The sequence below is a fragment of the Pseudomonas flavescens genome, assembly GCF_013408425.1.
Taxonomy (GTDB): Bacteria; Pseudomonadota; Gammaproteobacteria; order Pseudomonadales; family Pseudomonadaceae; genus Aquipseudomonas; species Aquipseudomonas fulva_A.
Genome location: NZ_JACBYV010000001.1, coordinates 3556548 through 3571137, shown reverse-complemented (window position 1 = coordinate 3571137; position 14590 = coordinate 3556548). Strand labels below are relative to the sequence as shown.

Below are 14590 nucleotides of genomic sequence, written 5' to 3'. Positions count from 1 at the left end.
CGATATCACATACCCAATTCGGGGAAGCGACCTAAACATCGACTCCCCAACCGGATTGCTTGACGACCATAGAGCGTTGGAACCACCTGATCCCATCCCGAACTCAGTAGTGAAACGATGCATCGCCGATGGTAGTGTGGGGTCTCCCCATGTGAGAGTAGGTCATCGTCAAGCTTCTACCAGAAACCCCAGATCTCGACAGAGGTCTGGGGTTTCGTCTTTTCGGCGCCAGAAAAGGCTGTGGCTGCCCGCACGTAGGCGCAAGCTTGCTGGCGAGCCGCGGTTAAGAGCATCGCCAGCAAGCTGGCTCCTACAGCAGGCTGTCCTGCGCGCGGGGCGTGGTGGAAGGGTGAAGCGTCTTCCACCCTACGGATCGCGCCCCAGGTTTCGCGTCGCCAGCCCAGGCTACGGAGCACGTGTAGGAGCCAGCTTGCTGGCGAGCTGCGATCAAGAGCATCGCCGGCAAGCCGGCTCCTACAGCAGGTCGTCCTGCTCGTGGGGCAGTGGTGCAAGGGTGAAGCGTCTTCTGCCCTGCGGGGCTTTGAGGTGGCTCTGTAGCCTGGGTTGACCGGGGCAGGCATGGGGTCACTGGGGCGCTCAAATACCTTCCGCCTACGCACAATGGACGTAACCGACGCCAGCCCCGGTACCCCGGGAAATGTTTGCAAGCGGAAATTATCGGCACAACTGTGCGCCGCCGACGGGGTCTCGTTTAGAATGGTTCGATCCCTTCGAGAATTCCATCCATGCCCCAGTCGGCCGAGCAGCAGTCGTTAGCTGAAGTACCTCTGACGGAGCTGGTCGCATGCCATGAATGCGATCTGCTCATGCGCAAGCCGCACATCGGAGATGGTGAGAGCGTCGAATGCCCGCGTTGTGGCTATGAGCTCTACAACCACCGTCACCAGGTGGTGCGCCGTAGCCTCGCTCTGGTACTCGCGGCGCTTCTGCTGTATGTCCCCGCGAACTTCTTGCCGATCATGCATCTGACCCTGTTGGGGCAAACCGCCAACGATACGGTGTGGAGCGGAGTGCTGGGCCTTTATAACAGCGGTATGCAGAGCATCGCCGTGGTGGTGTTCCTGTGCAGCATGGCGGTGCCCCTGCTCAAGCTGCTCTGCCAACTGCTGGTGTTGCTGAGCATCAGCCTGAAGATCGGTCGTGGTTACGGGCTGCTGCTTTACCGTATTTATCACCACATGCGCGAGTGGGGCATGCTCGAGGTCTACCTGATGGGCATTCTGGTTTCCATCGTCAAACTGGCCGATATCGCCGCCTTGTCGCTGGGCTTCGGCTTGTTCTGTTTCATTGCGCTGCTGTTGGTGCAGGTCTGGCTGGAGGTGACCATGTCGCCCCACCAGATCTGGGAAGCTCTGGCAGGGGAGGATATCAGTGCGCGCCATTGATGCCGGGTTGCTGATCTGCCACGAATGCCACCAGCTCAACCGTCACGAGCCCGAGCTGAAGCGCCAGTTCTGTTCGCGCTGTGGAGGGCGGGTTCATCCGCGCCAGCCCAATAGCCTGGTACGTACCTGGGCATTGCTGATCACGGCAGCCATTCTCTACATTCCCGCGAACCTGCTGCCGATCATGACGGTCAATTCCCTCGGCAAGGGGCAGCCGGACACCATCATGTCGGGTGTCATCACCCTCTTCGAACATGGCATGCTGCCGATTGCTGCGGTGGTCTTCATCGCCAGCATCCTGGTGCCGACCTTCAAGCTGGTCGGGATCGGCCTGCTGCTCTACTCGGTGCAGCGCCATCAGCCGATGTCGGCGCGCCAACGGATTTTGATGTACCGCTTCATCGAATGGATCGGGCGCTGGTCGATGCTGGATATCTTCGTCATTGCCATTCTGGTGGCGGTGGTCAGATTCGGCAGTCTGGCGAGCGTCGAGCCAGGGATGGGAGCGGTGGCTTTCGCCAGCGTGGTGATTCTGACCATGCTGGCAGCACTGACCTTCGACCCTCGATTGATTTGGGATAATACGGAATCGGATGACGACCATGAATGATCTGCCCACGGCCAGGACGCGTCCGGCCTCCAACTGGTCCGCGATATGGGTGCTGCCACTGATCGCCTTGCTGATTGGCGGCTGGCTGGGCTGGCGTGCCTACAGTGAAGCAGGCATCGAGATCCAGGTGGTGTTCGCCAGCGGCGAGGGCATCGAGGCAGGCAAGACCGAGGTCGTCTACAAGGGCATGTCGATCGGCAAGGTAACGAGCCTGACCCTGGACCAGAGCGAGAAGCAGCGTGGGGTGATCGCCACGCTGGAGATGAGCAAGGACGTCGAGTACCAACTGCGTGCCGGCACGCGCTTCTGGCTGGTCAAGCCGAGTGTGAGCCTGGCCGGTATCACCGGTCTGGAAACGCTGGTCTCCGGCAACTACATCGCCGTCAGTCCTGGCAACGGTGAACCGACCTACGATTTCCAGGCGCTGCCGCAGGCGCCGCCGCTTTCGGATGAACAACCCGGCCTGCACCTGACCCTCAAGGCCGAGCGACTGGGTTCGCTGAACCGCGACAGCCCGGTGTTCTACAAGCAGATTCAGGTCGGGCGGGTGAAAAGCTACGAGCTCGCCAATGACCAGACCTCGGTCGATGTGAAGGTATTCATCGAGCCGGCCTATGCCGATCTCGTGCGCAAACATACGCGTTTCTGGAATGCCAGCGGCATCAGCGTCGATGCCAACTTCTCCGGCGTGAAATTCCGCAGCGAGTCTCTGGCCAGCATCGTCGCGGGAGGCATCGCCTTCGCCACACCTGAGCACCGCAAGGACAGCCCGCCTACCGACCCGAGCAAACCCTTTCGCCTCTACGAGGACTTCGATGCCGCCCAGGCGGGTATCAAGGCGGTGGTCAAACTCACCGACTTCGAGGGGCTCCAGGCTGGGCGTACGCCAGTCATGTACAAGGGGATCCAGGCGGGCACGCTGAAAAACCTCAAGGTCGATCCGGATTTGAAAAGTGCCACCGCCGAACTGGCGATGGATCCTCTAGCCGAAGATTATCTGGTCGAGGGCAGCCAGTTCTGGGTGGTCAAGCCATCGATCTCCCTGGCTGGCATCACGGGGCTCGAGGCGCTGGTAAAGGGCAACTACATCGCCATTCGCCCCGGTGAGCTGGGCGGTGCGCCGCGTCGGGACTTCGTCGCCCGGGCCAAGGCACCCCCACTGGATCTAGGTGCCGAAGGCCTGCACCTGGTGCTGTTCAGCGATACGCTCGGCTCGGTGGATGTGGGCAGCCCCATCCTTTACCGGCAGATGAAAGTGGGTACGGTGCAGAGCTTTCAGTTGGCCAGAGACAACAAGCAGGTGGTAGTTGGCGTGCACATCGAGCCGGAATATGCCGGGCTGGTAAACGTCACCACGCGCTTCTGGAACGTCAGCGGGATAACGCTCAAGGGCGGCTTGTCCGGTATCGAAGTGAAGAGCGAATCCCTGCAGACCCTGATGGCAGGCGGTATTTCGTTCGAGACCGATGACCTGAGCGCACCGGCCGATGCCAAGCGCGTGCAGCGCTTCAACCTGTACGCCGACCGCGATGCCGCGATGCAGCACGGTGATGCGCTGAGCATTCGCGTTGCACGGGGTGACGGCCTTTCACCTGGCACCGAGATCCGCTTCAAGGGGCTGCAGATCGGCAAGATCGAGCGTGTCGAGCTGACCGACGATCTGCAGGCAGTCATGCTGCATGGTCGGATCACCACGGCAGCCAAACAGGTGCTGCGGCCCGGCTCGCGCTTCTGGGTGGTCAAGCCTCAACTGAGCCTTGCCGGTGCCGCCAACCTCGACACGCTGATCGGTGGCCAGTACATCGACGTGCTGCCGTCGGCGCAGAGCAACGGTCGGCAGAGCGAGTTCGTCGCTCTGGAGCAGCCACCGGAGCAAGTCGCCGAAGAGCCCGGCCTGCGCCTGGTGCTGAGTGCCGCGCGACGCGGCTCGCTGAAGGCCGGTGCGCCGGTCACCTACCGGGAAATTCAGGTCGGCAAGGTAACGGGTTACGAATTGGGGGCAACGGCGGATCGGGTACTGATCGAGGTGCTCATCGAGCCGCGTTATGCCGGGTTGGTGAAAACCGGCAGCCGTTTCTGGAACAGCTCGGGTTTCGGTATCGATGTCGGCTTGTTCAAGGGCATGACGGTCCGCACCGAGTCCCTGGAAACCCTGGTTGCCGGCGGTGTTGCCTTTGCCACCCCGGAGGGTGACAGCAATACGGCCAGAGCCGGGCAGACGTTCGCATTGTTCGATGAGTCGCAGCCGGAGTGGCTGCAGTGGGCGCCGAAAATCGCCCTGCCCAAGTGACTTGCCCGTAAACGAAAAGGCCCGCGTGAAAACGCGGGCCTTTTACGTTGTACAGCGCTATCAGGCCGGCTCGGCCGCATCCTGTTCGCTGCTTGCCGGTGCTTCGGCTTGCTCGCGGCGTTTGATGTACTTCCAGTCGGCTTCGTCGATGTAGATGCCGTTCGGCCCGCTACCACCTTCCAGATCGATGGCCACGGTGGCCGAGACCTGAGGTTTAACCGAGGCCAGAATCGGCACGAAACCGAGTTGCAGGCTGGTCTCGATCAGCGCCTGCTGGTTGCGCTCGTCGATGTCCGCCGCCTCGTCGAGGTAGTAGGGCAGGCGTACGCGGCCAGCCTGATCGCGATCCATCAGGTGCAGCAGCAGGTACATGTTGGTCAGCGCCTTGATGGTCATCGTGGTGCCGTTGCTTGCTGCGCCATCGATGTCGGTGTGGATCACCGGCTGGCCGTGTACCTTGGTGATTTCGAAGGCCAGTTCGAAGAGATCCTTCAGGCCCAGCTGGTTGCCGTTGGCAGCGACCAGGCGTGACAGGTAGTCCTTGGCCTCTTCGTTCTTGGCATCCTGTTCGCTGGACTGGTTGAGGTCGAATACCGACAGGGTTTCGCCCTCTTCGTACTGACCGGCGCTGTGGATGATCTGATCGATATGCCGCAGGGCATCCTTGTTTGGCGCCAGGACGATGCGGAAGCTCTGCAGGTTGGAAACCTGACGCTTGTTGATCTCGCGGTTGAACAGTGCCAACTGGTGCTCGAGGTTGTCGTAGTCGCTGCGGATATTGCGCAGCGTGCGGGCTATGTCGGTCACCGCGGCACGACGTGCCTTGGCCAGGGTCAGGGCTTCGTCCTGGCGGTGGGCATAGGCGTTGACCAGCAGCTTCAGGCGGCGCTCCATGTCATCTTCGCTGTCGAACTTGGCGACCCCCTTGAGGCGGACCTGGGCGTACAGCGCCTCGATCTGCCCGTCGATGCGCTGCAGGCCCTGCCAGGTGTCCTGGTAGTCGTTGAGCAGCGGCAGCAGGTTGTCCAGTGAGTCGTCGACCGGCTCCATGTAGGGCGTGCCGAAGGGCAGGTCGGCGGGCAGCAATTGGCGACGGCGCAGGGCATCTTCCAGGGTGCGCTCCTTGGCCTCCAGATCGGCGATCTGCCGGCCGACCAGTTGCAGTTTGGCGGAGAGCTGCTGGACGCGCTCGGTGAAGGCATCACTGGCACGCTTGAGTTCGTCCTGAGCGCCTTCCAACTGGGCGAGCTTTTCCAGCTTGCCGTCTTCTTCGGCGGTCAGTGTCTGGCTGCGACGGAAGTCTTCCAGCGCCTTCTGAGCGTCGAGTACGGCCTGGTACAGCTGCTCGGCCTGGGCCTTGCTGGCGGCACGGTCGGCTGCCACCGATTGCTGGGTCTTGAGCTGCTTGTACTCGCGGTCGAGGCGATCCTTCTGGTCACGCAGTGCGGCGCGATCGGCCAGGGCCTGCAGGGCAGGCGGCTCGATGTTCGAGAGGTCGATGTCCAGACCGGGCACCTGGAAGTGTTCGCCCTTGAAGCTGTCGAGAATCGCTTCCAGGGATTTGACCCACACATCGCCGTCGTCGAGCTGAATGCCTTTCTCGCCCAGTGGCAGGCTGAATAGCTGGCCGTTGAACAGGCGCATCAGGCGATCAACGTCGGCCTGGGAGAACTCTTCGCGCAGGCGCGAGTAACTGTTGTTGTCGGCGTGGTCGAGCTGCTGCTTGACCGACTTGAGACGTTTCTCCAGATCGCGCAGGCGTTCGTCCAGGTCTTCGCTGGAGAACTGGCGGGACTGCGCCAGGGCCCCGGCCAGTTCGTCGTGGGCATCCTTGGCGGCCAGCAACTGGGCTTCCAGTACCTTGACGTCGTCGACCAGGGCGAAGCGGTTCTTCAGCACCGCCAGCTCGCCGAGCCAGCGCTGGATCTCGCTGATCTCGCGCTCCATGCGCATCAGTTCCTGAGTGCCGCCGCGCTGATCGTTCTGCAGGCCATCCTGCTCGTTGCGGTAGTGCTCGGCCTGGATCACCAGCTCTTCCTTGCGGGCATCGGCATAGTCGTGCCAGGTGCCGAGCAGCGAGTCGAGCAGCGGCGACAGGCGATGCAGCTTGCCGCGTAGCTGTTCGCGCTGGGTCACGCCGGACGCCAGTGCCTCGATCAGCGGGCCAGCGGTGACCAGCGCCTGGTAGTCCTGCTCCATGCGGCGCACGTCGCGGAAGGCCTCTTCGGTGGCGGCGATGTAGTCGACGCTGCCAGAGCGCAGGCTGTGCTCGAAAGCGTCGAGGAACAGCTGCTTGAGCTTGGCAGCGGTGATTTCGCGCATGTGCAGCAGGTTGATGAACAACGCGCGGAAGGTCTTCAGGCTCTGCTCGCTGGTGGAGCGCAACGGAATCAGGGTCAGATCCAGCGGGATGCTGGTGTGCCCGCCGACCAGCAGTCGGCGCAGTTCGTCGGGCTTGAGCTCATAGGCGGTGATGCCGGCCTGGCCGAGGTTCTTGAACAGCTCGCGCTGACGCAGGCAGGTGCCACCCTGCTGGTAGTGATCCAGATCCAGTTCGCCCGCGTAGGCGAAAAACTGATGGCCGAAGCCGCCGCCGGGGCCACGCCCCGCCACACCGATCACGTGCGGACCATGGGGCAGGGCGACTTCGACGAGGATGTAGCTGGTGTCGGTGGCGAAGTAGAACTTGCGCGACTGCTCCAGGCTGTACTTGCCGAAGCTCATGTCCGACATGCGCGCCAGGATCGGGAACTGCAGGGCGTTGATCGACGCCGATTTGCCGAGGTTGTTGGCACCATAGACCGACAGCGGGTTTTCCAGTGGAAACAGGCCGAGGCTGTAGCCGGCGGTGTTCAGCAGAGCGAAGCGGCGGATGCCGTAGCGTTCCTGGGTCATGCGTCTTGCTCCTGTGCAGCGCGCTCTTCGGCCAGGGCGCGGGCCATGGCTTGTTCCTCGGTTTCTTCGACGGCATCGTCGAGGGTGATGATCGGGTCACCACTGTCATCGTCGATCAGCACCGGCGCCGGCAGCGACAGTTCCGAGCTGTGCAGGCTGGCTGCCAGATCACGGTCGTGCTGCACCGCCAGGCAGACGTCGAGGAAACGATGCATCGGCGGCAGGAAGCGGTACACGCCGTTGCTGTCCTCGGCGAAACCGAGCTGGGTCAGGCGGCGAATGACCTTGTCTTCGAGCTCTTCATGGGTGGTCACTTCGGCCTGCAGGAACAGGTCGCGGTACTTGTCGAGCAGGGCCGGCAACTCGTCACGGCCGATGCTGCCGCCGTCGAGCACCGACAGCGGGTCGCGACCCTGATCGGCCAGGTGCTCGACCAGGATGAATGTGAACAGCGCCAGGCGCTGGGCGGTCTTGTTGACCTGCGGCGCGGCCTGCTCCGGCACGAAGTAGTAGAAGCCGCGCGGGTCGCACACCAGCTCGAAGCCCAGGGCGCGGAACAGCGCGCGATACTGGTCCTGCATGCTGGACAGCTGGGCGTAGCACTCGGGCTCGCTGCGCGAGATGTGGTAGCCCTTGAACAGGTCGCGGAACGCGGCTGCGAGCTGGGTCATTTCTTTCAAATCAATGTTCATGCGTCATGCTCACGGGCAGTCGTAGGGTGGACGGCGCTTTATCCGTCCACCGCATGGCAATCAATAAGGTGGACAAAAGACGGCGTTGCCTGCGCGCCCCGGTCCACCCTACGTAAAAATCAGGCACTGGGCCGGCCCACCAGGGCGAAGGACGCGAGGCTGATCTCGTGCTCGCGGGTCAGGTAGACCTGGCGCTCCAGGCGATCGCGCTGGAAGCGGCCTTCGCGCGACAGGCGCGAGAACCAGTAGAGCAGTTCGTCGGTGGCGCCCTCGGGCTCCTGTTCCAGCAGCCAGGTCATCAGGTCCGGCAGCGGCAGCGACTGCTCGCAGCGGTCGATCATTTCCCGTGCGGTTTTCGGTGCCCGTGGGCTGTCGCCCTTGCGCTTGCCGCTGGCCTTCGGGAAATGATTGGGCTTGGCCTCGAAGCGAGCCAGTGCATACACATAGGCCTCGACCTGGGACGCGCTGCCGAGGAAGTTGCTCTGCGGGCGGGTGAACATCGGCATCGCAGCCTGCGGCACCGCCTCGATGCCCTTCTTGCGGATCACCGACAGCGCCAGCGCCGCACCGCGGGTCACGGCGTTGTGCCGGCGTGCCTCTTCGCGCAGCGGCAGCAGCAGCTCGCGGGCCTTGCGCAGGGTCAACTGGGCGGTGGTCTGCATTTCCAGAATACGGGCATGGGTACGCAGCAGCAGGTCATCATCGACCAGTTGGCCGAGGCGCTGCTGTTCGCCGAGCAGCTTGAGCAGCACCTGCTCGACACGGCGCACACCCTGCTCGAAGGCGCCGTCGGCGGCGACCAACTGGATCATCGGCTCGACGTACTCGTCCCAGGTGGCCAGCACTTCGGCGTAGCGCTGGCGCAGGGGGATCTGCCGGTCGCTGGTCTTGGCCCGTTCGGCCACGCCCATCAGCGCCTGTTCATCGTTGCCCAGCTTCTTCAGAACGTCTCGCACGCGCATGTCGAGCAGGCGCAACTGGCGGGCCAGATCGTTGCCGTCGCGTATCTCGAAGGCGTCCTGGATGTAGCCGGCCAGGCGCTCGAGGTGGCGCAGGTAGGCTTCGATTTCCAGGCACAGGCCGAGGCGGTGCTCGCGGCGCAGGTAGGCGAGAAAGTCGTGAATCTGCGCGTTGAGCTCGAAACGGTTGGGGCTCTTGGCCACTGGTACCAGAATATCCAGACGGATCCACTGGTCGAGCAGGGCAGTGACGTCCACCGCGGTACTTTGCGGCGGCAACTGGGCGGTAAGCTGCTTGCGCAGCTCGACCAGGCTCAGGGTGCCGCTATCGAAGCTTTCACAGAGCGGTTCGAGCAGCGCCCAGTGCTCGGCTAGGGCGCGCAATACGCGTTTGGGGTCGATCATCGCGGGGCGGTCGCTCGATTTCGAAAAAACGCCAATTGTACGGGAAAGCGGCATGCCGCTGCATTGTCACGCGGTCGTCATCGCCGATGGGCATGCTCGGCGGCGAATAGCGCGTTGGACGCTGATCGGTTCGCGGCCTGAAATATCCGCAAATGGACAAAATATGCTCAGCGGCCTTTCGATCTGTGGCGGTTGTCGGCACAATTCGCGTCCGCTTTTTTCAGGAGGCTGGCGGGCTCCTGTTGGCCGACCTTTATTACGGACTGCGCAATGATCAAAACGCCGTACTACCTCATCGACAAACAGAAGCTGCTGGGCAACATGGAGAAGATCGCCTACGTGCGTGAACACTCCGGTGCCAAGGCGCTGCTGGCGCTCAAGTGCTTCGCCACCTGGTCGGTCTTCGACCTGATGCAGCAGTACATGGACGGCACCACATCAAGCTCGCTCTACGAGCTCAAGCTCGGTCGCCAGAAGTTCGCCGGCGAGACCCACGCCTACAGCGTGGCCTGGGCCGACGACGAGATCGAGGAGATGCTGGCCAACTGCGACAAGATCATCTTCAACTCCATCGGCCAGCTCGAGCGCTTCGCCGAACAGTCCGAAGGCAAGGTGCGTGGCCTGCGCGTGAACCCGCAGGTGAGCAGCTCGGATTATCTGCTGGCCGACCCGGCGCGCCCGTTCAGCCGCCTGGGCGAGTGGGATCCGGCGAAGATCGAAGCGGTGATCGATCGGATCTCCGGCTTCATGTTCCACAACAACTGCGAGAACGGCGACTTCGGCCTGTTCGACACGATGCTTTCGCACATCGAAGAGCGCTTCGGCCACCTGCTGCACAAGGTCGAGTGGGTCAGCCTCGGTGGCGGCATTCATTTCACCGGCGAAGGTTATGCGCTGGACGCCTTCTGCGCGCGCCTCAAGGCGTTCTCCGAGAAGTATGGCGTGCAGGTCTATCTGGAACCAGGCGAAGCGGCCATCACCGGCAGCGCATCGCTGGAAGTCAGCGTGCTCGACACGCTCTACAACGGCAAGCACCTGGCCGTGGTCGACAGCTCCATCGAAGCGCACATGCTCGACCTGCTGATCTATCGCCTCAACGCCAAACTGGCGCCCAGCGAGGGTGAGCACACCTACATGGTGTGCGGTAAATCCTGCCTGGCCGGCGATATCTTCGGCGAGTACCAGTTCGCCAAGCCCCTGCAGATCGGCGATCGCCTGTCGTTCGTCGACGCGGCGGGTTACACCATGGTCAAGAAGAACTGGTTCAACGGCCTGAAGATGCCGGCCATCGTGGTGAAGCAGCTCGACGGCAGTGTCGAGGTGGTGCGCGAGTTCGGTTTCGACGACTACCTGTCGAGCCTTTCATAGCAGCCGCAATGTGGGCGTAGGGGGGCCGGGGCGCGTGGTCAGCGCTCTTTTGGACACCGTGTTTGGTGGACGGATGAAGCGACGTCCACCCTACGAGTCACCTGTAGTGATACCGCGATGTGCGGGGTAGGGTGGGCTTCAGCCCACCGGATCGAATGGCTTTCAGCGCCGTACTCAGGCGTGAGTTGGCTTGTGATAGCGCAGTAACTTTCTCAACACATGCAGTATCTGGAGGTGAAACAATTGAAGAAGAACGTTCTTATCATTGGTGCAGGAGGTGTCGCCAAGGTGGTGGCCCACAAGTGCGCGCAGCACAACGACGAACTCGGTCGTATTGCCATCGCGTCACGGAACATCTCCAAATGCCAGGCCATCATCGACAGCGTGCATGCCAAGGGCAGCCTGAAACAGGCGGCCGAGATCAAGGCATTCGCGCTTGACGCATTGGACATCGAGGCGACCAAGACGCTGATCCGCGAGACCGAATCGCAGATCGTCATCAACGTCGGTTCCGCCTTCCTCAACATGTCGGTGCTGCGTGCCTGCATCGATACCGGCGTTGCCTATCTGGACACCGCCATTCACGAAGAACCGGGCAAGATCTGCGAAACTCCGCCCTGGTATGGCAACTACGAGTGGAAACACCTCGAGGAATGCCAGCAGAAGAACGTCACCGCCATTCTCGGCGTGGGCTTCGACCCGGGTGTGGTCAACGCCTATGCGGCACTGGCCCAGCAAGAGCATTTCGACAAGATCGAGTCGATCGACATCCTCGACGTCAATGCTGGCTCCCACGGCAAGTACTTCGCCACCAATTTCGACCCGGAAATCAATTTCCGCGAATTCACCGGACAGGTCTACAGCTGGCAGAACAGCCAGTGGACGACCAACACCATGTTCGAGGTCAAGCGTACCGATGACCTGCCCGTTGTCGGCGAGCAGAACCTGTACCTGACCGGTCACGATGAAGTGCACTCGATCTCCAAGAACCTGAACGTGCCCAACGTGCGTTTCTGGATGAGCTTCGGCGAGCACTACATCAACGTATTCACCGTACTGAAGAACCTTGGCCTGCTCTCCGAGCAACCGGTAACCACGGCAGAAGGCCTGCAAGTCGTGCCGCTGAAAGTGGTCAAGGCCGTGCTGCCAGATCCCGCCTCGCTGGCGCCGGGCTACACCGGCAAGACCTGCATCGGTGATCTGGTGAAAGGCACCAAGGATGGCAAGCCGCGCGAAGTGTTCATCTACAACGTGGCCGACCACGAAGAAGCCTATGCCGAGACCGACAGCCAGGGCATCTCCTACACCGCAGGTGTACCACCGGTGGCGGCAGCCCTGCTGGTTGCCCGTGGCGAGTGGGACGTGCATCGCATGGTCAACGTCGAAGAGCTTCCAGCCCAGCCGTTCCTCAAGGCGCTGGACGTGATGGGCCTGCCGACGCGCATCAAGGATGAGCACGGCGACCGCCCGTGGGATCAGTCCCTGTAAGACGTGTTTGCACACTCGCTGCAAAAAAGGATCGCCTCGGCGGTCCTTTTTCATTTCCATGCGGGTGAGAACTCGCATGCCGGCGAATGGTGGCCATGGCGCAACTACCGGCAAATCCCGCCATCGCATCGCCCGCAAGCGGGCTCCTACGCATAGCAAGATCACCGTGATCTGTAGGAGCCGGCTTGCCGGCGAATGGTGGCCATGGCGCGGATACCGGCAAAGGCCGCCATCGCATCGCCCGCAAGCGGGCTCCTACGCGTAGCAAGATCACCGTGATCCTGTAGGCGCCGGCTTGCCGGCGAATGGTGGCCATGGCGCAACTACCGGCAAATCCCGCCATCGCATCGCCCGCAAGCGGGCTCCTACGCGTAGCAAGATCACCGTGATCTGTAGGCGCCGGCTTGCCGGCGAATGGTGGCCATGGCGCAACTACCGGCAAATCCCGCCATCGCATCGCCCGCAAGCGGGCTCCTACGCGTAGCAAGATCACCGTGATCTGTAGGAGCCGGCTTGCCGGCGAATGGTGGCCATGGCGCGGATACCGGCAATGCTCGCCATCGCATCGCCCGCAAGCGGGCTCCTACGAGTAGCACGATCACCGTGATCTGTAGGAGCCGGCTTGCCGGCGAATGGTGGCCATGGCGCGGATACCGGCAATGCCCGCCATCGCATCGCCCGCAAGCGGGCTCCTACGCGTAGCAAGATCACCTTGATCTGTAGGAGCCGGCTTGCCGGCGAATAGCGGCCATGGCGCAGATACCGGCAATGCCCGCCATCGCATCGCCCGCAAGCGGGCTCCTACGCGTAGCAAGATCACCGTGATCCGTAGGAGCCGGCTTGCCGGCGAATGGCGGCCATGGCGCAGATACCGGCAATGCCCGCCATCGCATCGCCCGCAAGCGGGCTCCTACGCGTAGCAAGATCACCGTGATCCGTAGGAGCCGGCTTGCCGGCGAATGGCGGCCATGGCGCAGATACCGGCAATGCCCGCCATCGCATCGCCCGCAAGCGGGCTCCTACGCTTGGCACGATCACCGTGATCCTGTAGGAGCCGGCTTGCCGGCGAATGGTGGCCATGGCGCAGATAAAGGCAATGCCCGCCATCGCACCGCCTGCAAGCGGGCGTCTACGGCTTCGCGCGGGCTCGCTCAGACCGTCACCACCCCCAGCAGCACCGCCGAGGCCAGCATGATCAGGCTGATGCCCCAGGCCCACAGCACGGTGTAACGGATGTGCTTGTACAGCTCGACACCGGCCAGGCCGATGGCCAGGTACACGCTGGGTACCACCGGGCTGACGCCGAAGCCGGTGTTTTCGCCGATCAGCATGGCACTGGCCACGGCGGCCGGGTCGACGCCAGCCGCTACCGCGACATCACGAATCACGGGCAGCAGTGCGAAGTAGTAAGCATCCGGCGAGAACAGCATGCCCAGCGGCACGCCGAAAGCGCCGATGATCACGTGAATCCAGTTGGCCGAGCCTTCGGGCAGCACGTTGATCATCCAGTGGGCCATGCCGTCGGACATGCCGGCACCGGCCAGTACCCCGAGCAGGATGCCGGCAGCGAGCATCACCAGGGCCATTTGCATGGCATCGGTGGCGTGTGCGCGCAGGGCGCGGTTCTGTTCGTCCAGGCTTGGATAGTTGAGCAGTAACGCCACCCCCAGGCCGACCATGAAACAGGCGAACAGCGGGAAAGCACCGGTGAACAGGCAGGCCAGGATGCCCGCGGTCAGCGCCAGATTGGCCCAATAGAGCCAGGTATTGGGGGGCAGCATCTGCGAGGTGTCGGGCAGCGGCGCGTCGGCCGGTTCGCTGTCATCGATCACACCACCGCTGGCGGCGAAGCTGCGTTGCGCGCGCAGGCCGAGAAATACCGCCAGCGACATCACCAGAGCAAGGCCGATGGCCTGGATCGGGATCAGCGATATCCACAGCTGCGAGGCATCCAGCCCGGACACCGCGGCAGCGCGCGTGGTGGTGCCGCCCCAGGGCACCATGTTCATCACCCCGGCGCTGAGCACCACCAGGCAGAGCAGCATCTGCCGGCTCATGCCCAGGCGCAGGTACAGCGGCAGCAAGGCGGGAATCACCAGCAGAAAGGTGGCGGCGCCGATGCCGTCCAGATGAGTGACCGCCGTCACCGCGACGGTAACGATGGCGACCGCCAGCGGACGACCCTTGGTGCTTTTGAGCAGGAAACGCACCAGCGGGTCGAACAGACCACGATCACGCATGATGCCGAAATACAGAATGGCGAAGATGAACAGCGTGGCTGTAGGCGCCACGGTCTTCAGCCCTTCGGTGATGAACGTGCCGATTTGCGCGGGCGCGAAACCGGCCAGCAGGCAAGCGATGACCGGCAGTGTGACGAAGGCCACCAGCGGGGTGATGCGGCGCATCAGAATCAGGATGACGATGGCGAACATCAGGGTGAAACCGAGTGCGGTGATCATGACGATCTCTCCGGTTTT

At 62.7% G+C, this 14590-nt stretch carries 9 protein-coding genes and 1 rRNA gene; 6 read left to right on the top strand and 4 right to left on the bottom strand.

All coding sequences use genetic code 11. The features are described 5' to 3' along the window. The first annotated feature begins 58 nt into the window (after positions 1–58). The 4 genes from rrf (at position 59) to FHR27_RS15940 (ending at position 4306) form a co-directional block, all read left to right on the top strand. Positions 59–174, top strand: a 5S ribosomal RNA gene (rrf, locus tag FHR27_RS15955). A 572-nt stretch (positions 175–746) separates the two neighbouring features. Continuing rightward, on the top strand, positions 747–1406 hold the full coding sequence (locus FHR27_RS15950) for a paraquat-inducible protein A (RefSeq protein ID WP_042556170.1): 660 nt from the start codon (positions 747–749) through the stop codon (positions 1404–1406). Then, entirely contained in the window at positions 1393–2016 is a 624-nt protein-coding gene (locus FHR27_RS15945; RefSeq protein WP_042556171.1) for a paraquat-inducible protein A, read from the top strand. Before FHR27_RS15950 ends, FHR27_RS15945 begins: the two co-directional genes overlap by 14 nt. Then, on the top strand, positions 2009–4306 hold the full coding sequence (locus FHR27_RS15940) for a PqiB family protein (protein WP_179539036.1): 2298 nt from the start codon (positions 2009–2011) through the stop codon (positions 4304–4306). Before FHR27_RS15945 ends, FHR27_RS15940 begins: the two co-directional genes overlap by 8 nt. A gap of 60 nt (positions 4307–4366) precedes the next feature. Here FHR27_RS15940 and mksF read toward each other — a convergent pair whose 3' ends face one another. From mksF to mksB, 3 genes are all read right to left on the bottom strand, one after another. Further along, a complete protein-coding gene (gene mksF / locus FHR27_RS15935; protein ID WP_179539035.1) occupies positions 4367–7201 on the bottom strand; it encodes an Mks condensin complex protein MksF in 2835 nt (944 codons plus the stop codon). After that, on the bottom strand, positions 7198–7893 hold the full coding sequence (gene mksE / locus FHR27_RS15930; protein ID WP_042556174.1) for an Mks condensin complex protein MksE: 696 nt from the start codon (positions 7891–7893) through the stop codon (positions 7198–7200). Before mksE ends, mksF begins: the two co-directional genes overlap by 4 nt. 119 nt (positions 7894–8012) lie before the next feature. Further along, entirely contained in the window at positions 8013–9257 is a 1245-nt protein-coding gene (gene mksB / locus FHR27_RS15925; RefSeq protein WP_042556175.1) for an Mks condensin complex protein MksB, read from the bottom strand. A 270-nt stretch (positions 9258–9527) separates the two neighbouring features. Here mksB and FHR27_RS15920 point away from each other — a divergent pair, with 270 nt between their 5' ends. Continuing rightward, on the top strand, positions 9528–10625 hold the full coding sequence (locus FHR27_RS15920; RefSeq protein WP_042556176.1) for a carboxynorspermidine decarboxylase: 1098 nt from the start codon (positions 9528–9530) through the stop codon (positions 10623–10625). Between the two features lie 243 nt (positions 10626–10868). Further along, positions 10869–12113, top strand: a complete 1245-nt coding sequence (locus FHR27_RS15915) for a saccharopine dehydrogenase family protein (RefSeq protein WP_179539034.1) — start codon at positions 10869–10871, stop codon at positions 12111–12113. 1151 nt (positions 12114–13264) lie between these two features. On the opposite strand, the gene FHR27_RS15910 is transcribed toward FHR27_RS15915, so the two are convergent. Then, positions 13265–14572 carry a CitMHS family transporter gene (locus tag FHR27_RS15910; protein WP_042556177.1) on the bottom strand — a complete coding sequence of 436 codons (1308 nt, stop codon included), beginning with the start codon at positions 14570–14572 and terminating at the stop codon, positions 13265–13267. Positions 14573–14590: the final 18 nt, after the last annotated feature.

Coding starts and splice junctions, on each gene's coding strand:
- FHR27_RS15910 (WP_042556177.1), bottom strand. CDS start 14,572: ATGATCACCGCACTCGGTTTCACCCTGATGTTCGCCATCGTCATCCTG.
- FHR27_RS15920 (WP_042556176.1), top strand. CDS start 9,528: ATGATCAAAACGCCGTACTACCTCATCGACAAACAGAAGCTGCTGGGC.
- FHR27_RS15940 (WP_179539036.1), top strand. CDS start 2,009: ATGAATGATCTGCCCACGGCCAGGACGCGTCCGGCCTCCAACTGGTCC.
- FHR27_RS15950 (WP_042556170.1), top strand. CDS start 747: ATGCCCCAGTCGGCCGAGCAGCAGTCGTTAGCTGAAGTACCTCTGACG.
- mksE (WP_042556174.1), bottom strand. CDS start 7,893: ATGAACATTGATTTGAAAGAAATGACCCAGCTCGCAGCCGCGTTCCGC.
- mksF (WP_179539035.1), bottom strand. CDS start 7,201: ATGACCCAGGAACGCTACGGCATCCGCCGCTTCGCTCTGCTGAACACC.
- mksB (WP_042556175.1), bottom strand. CDS start 9,257: ATGATCGACCCCAAACGCGTATTGCGCGCCCTAGCCGAGCACTGGGCG.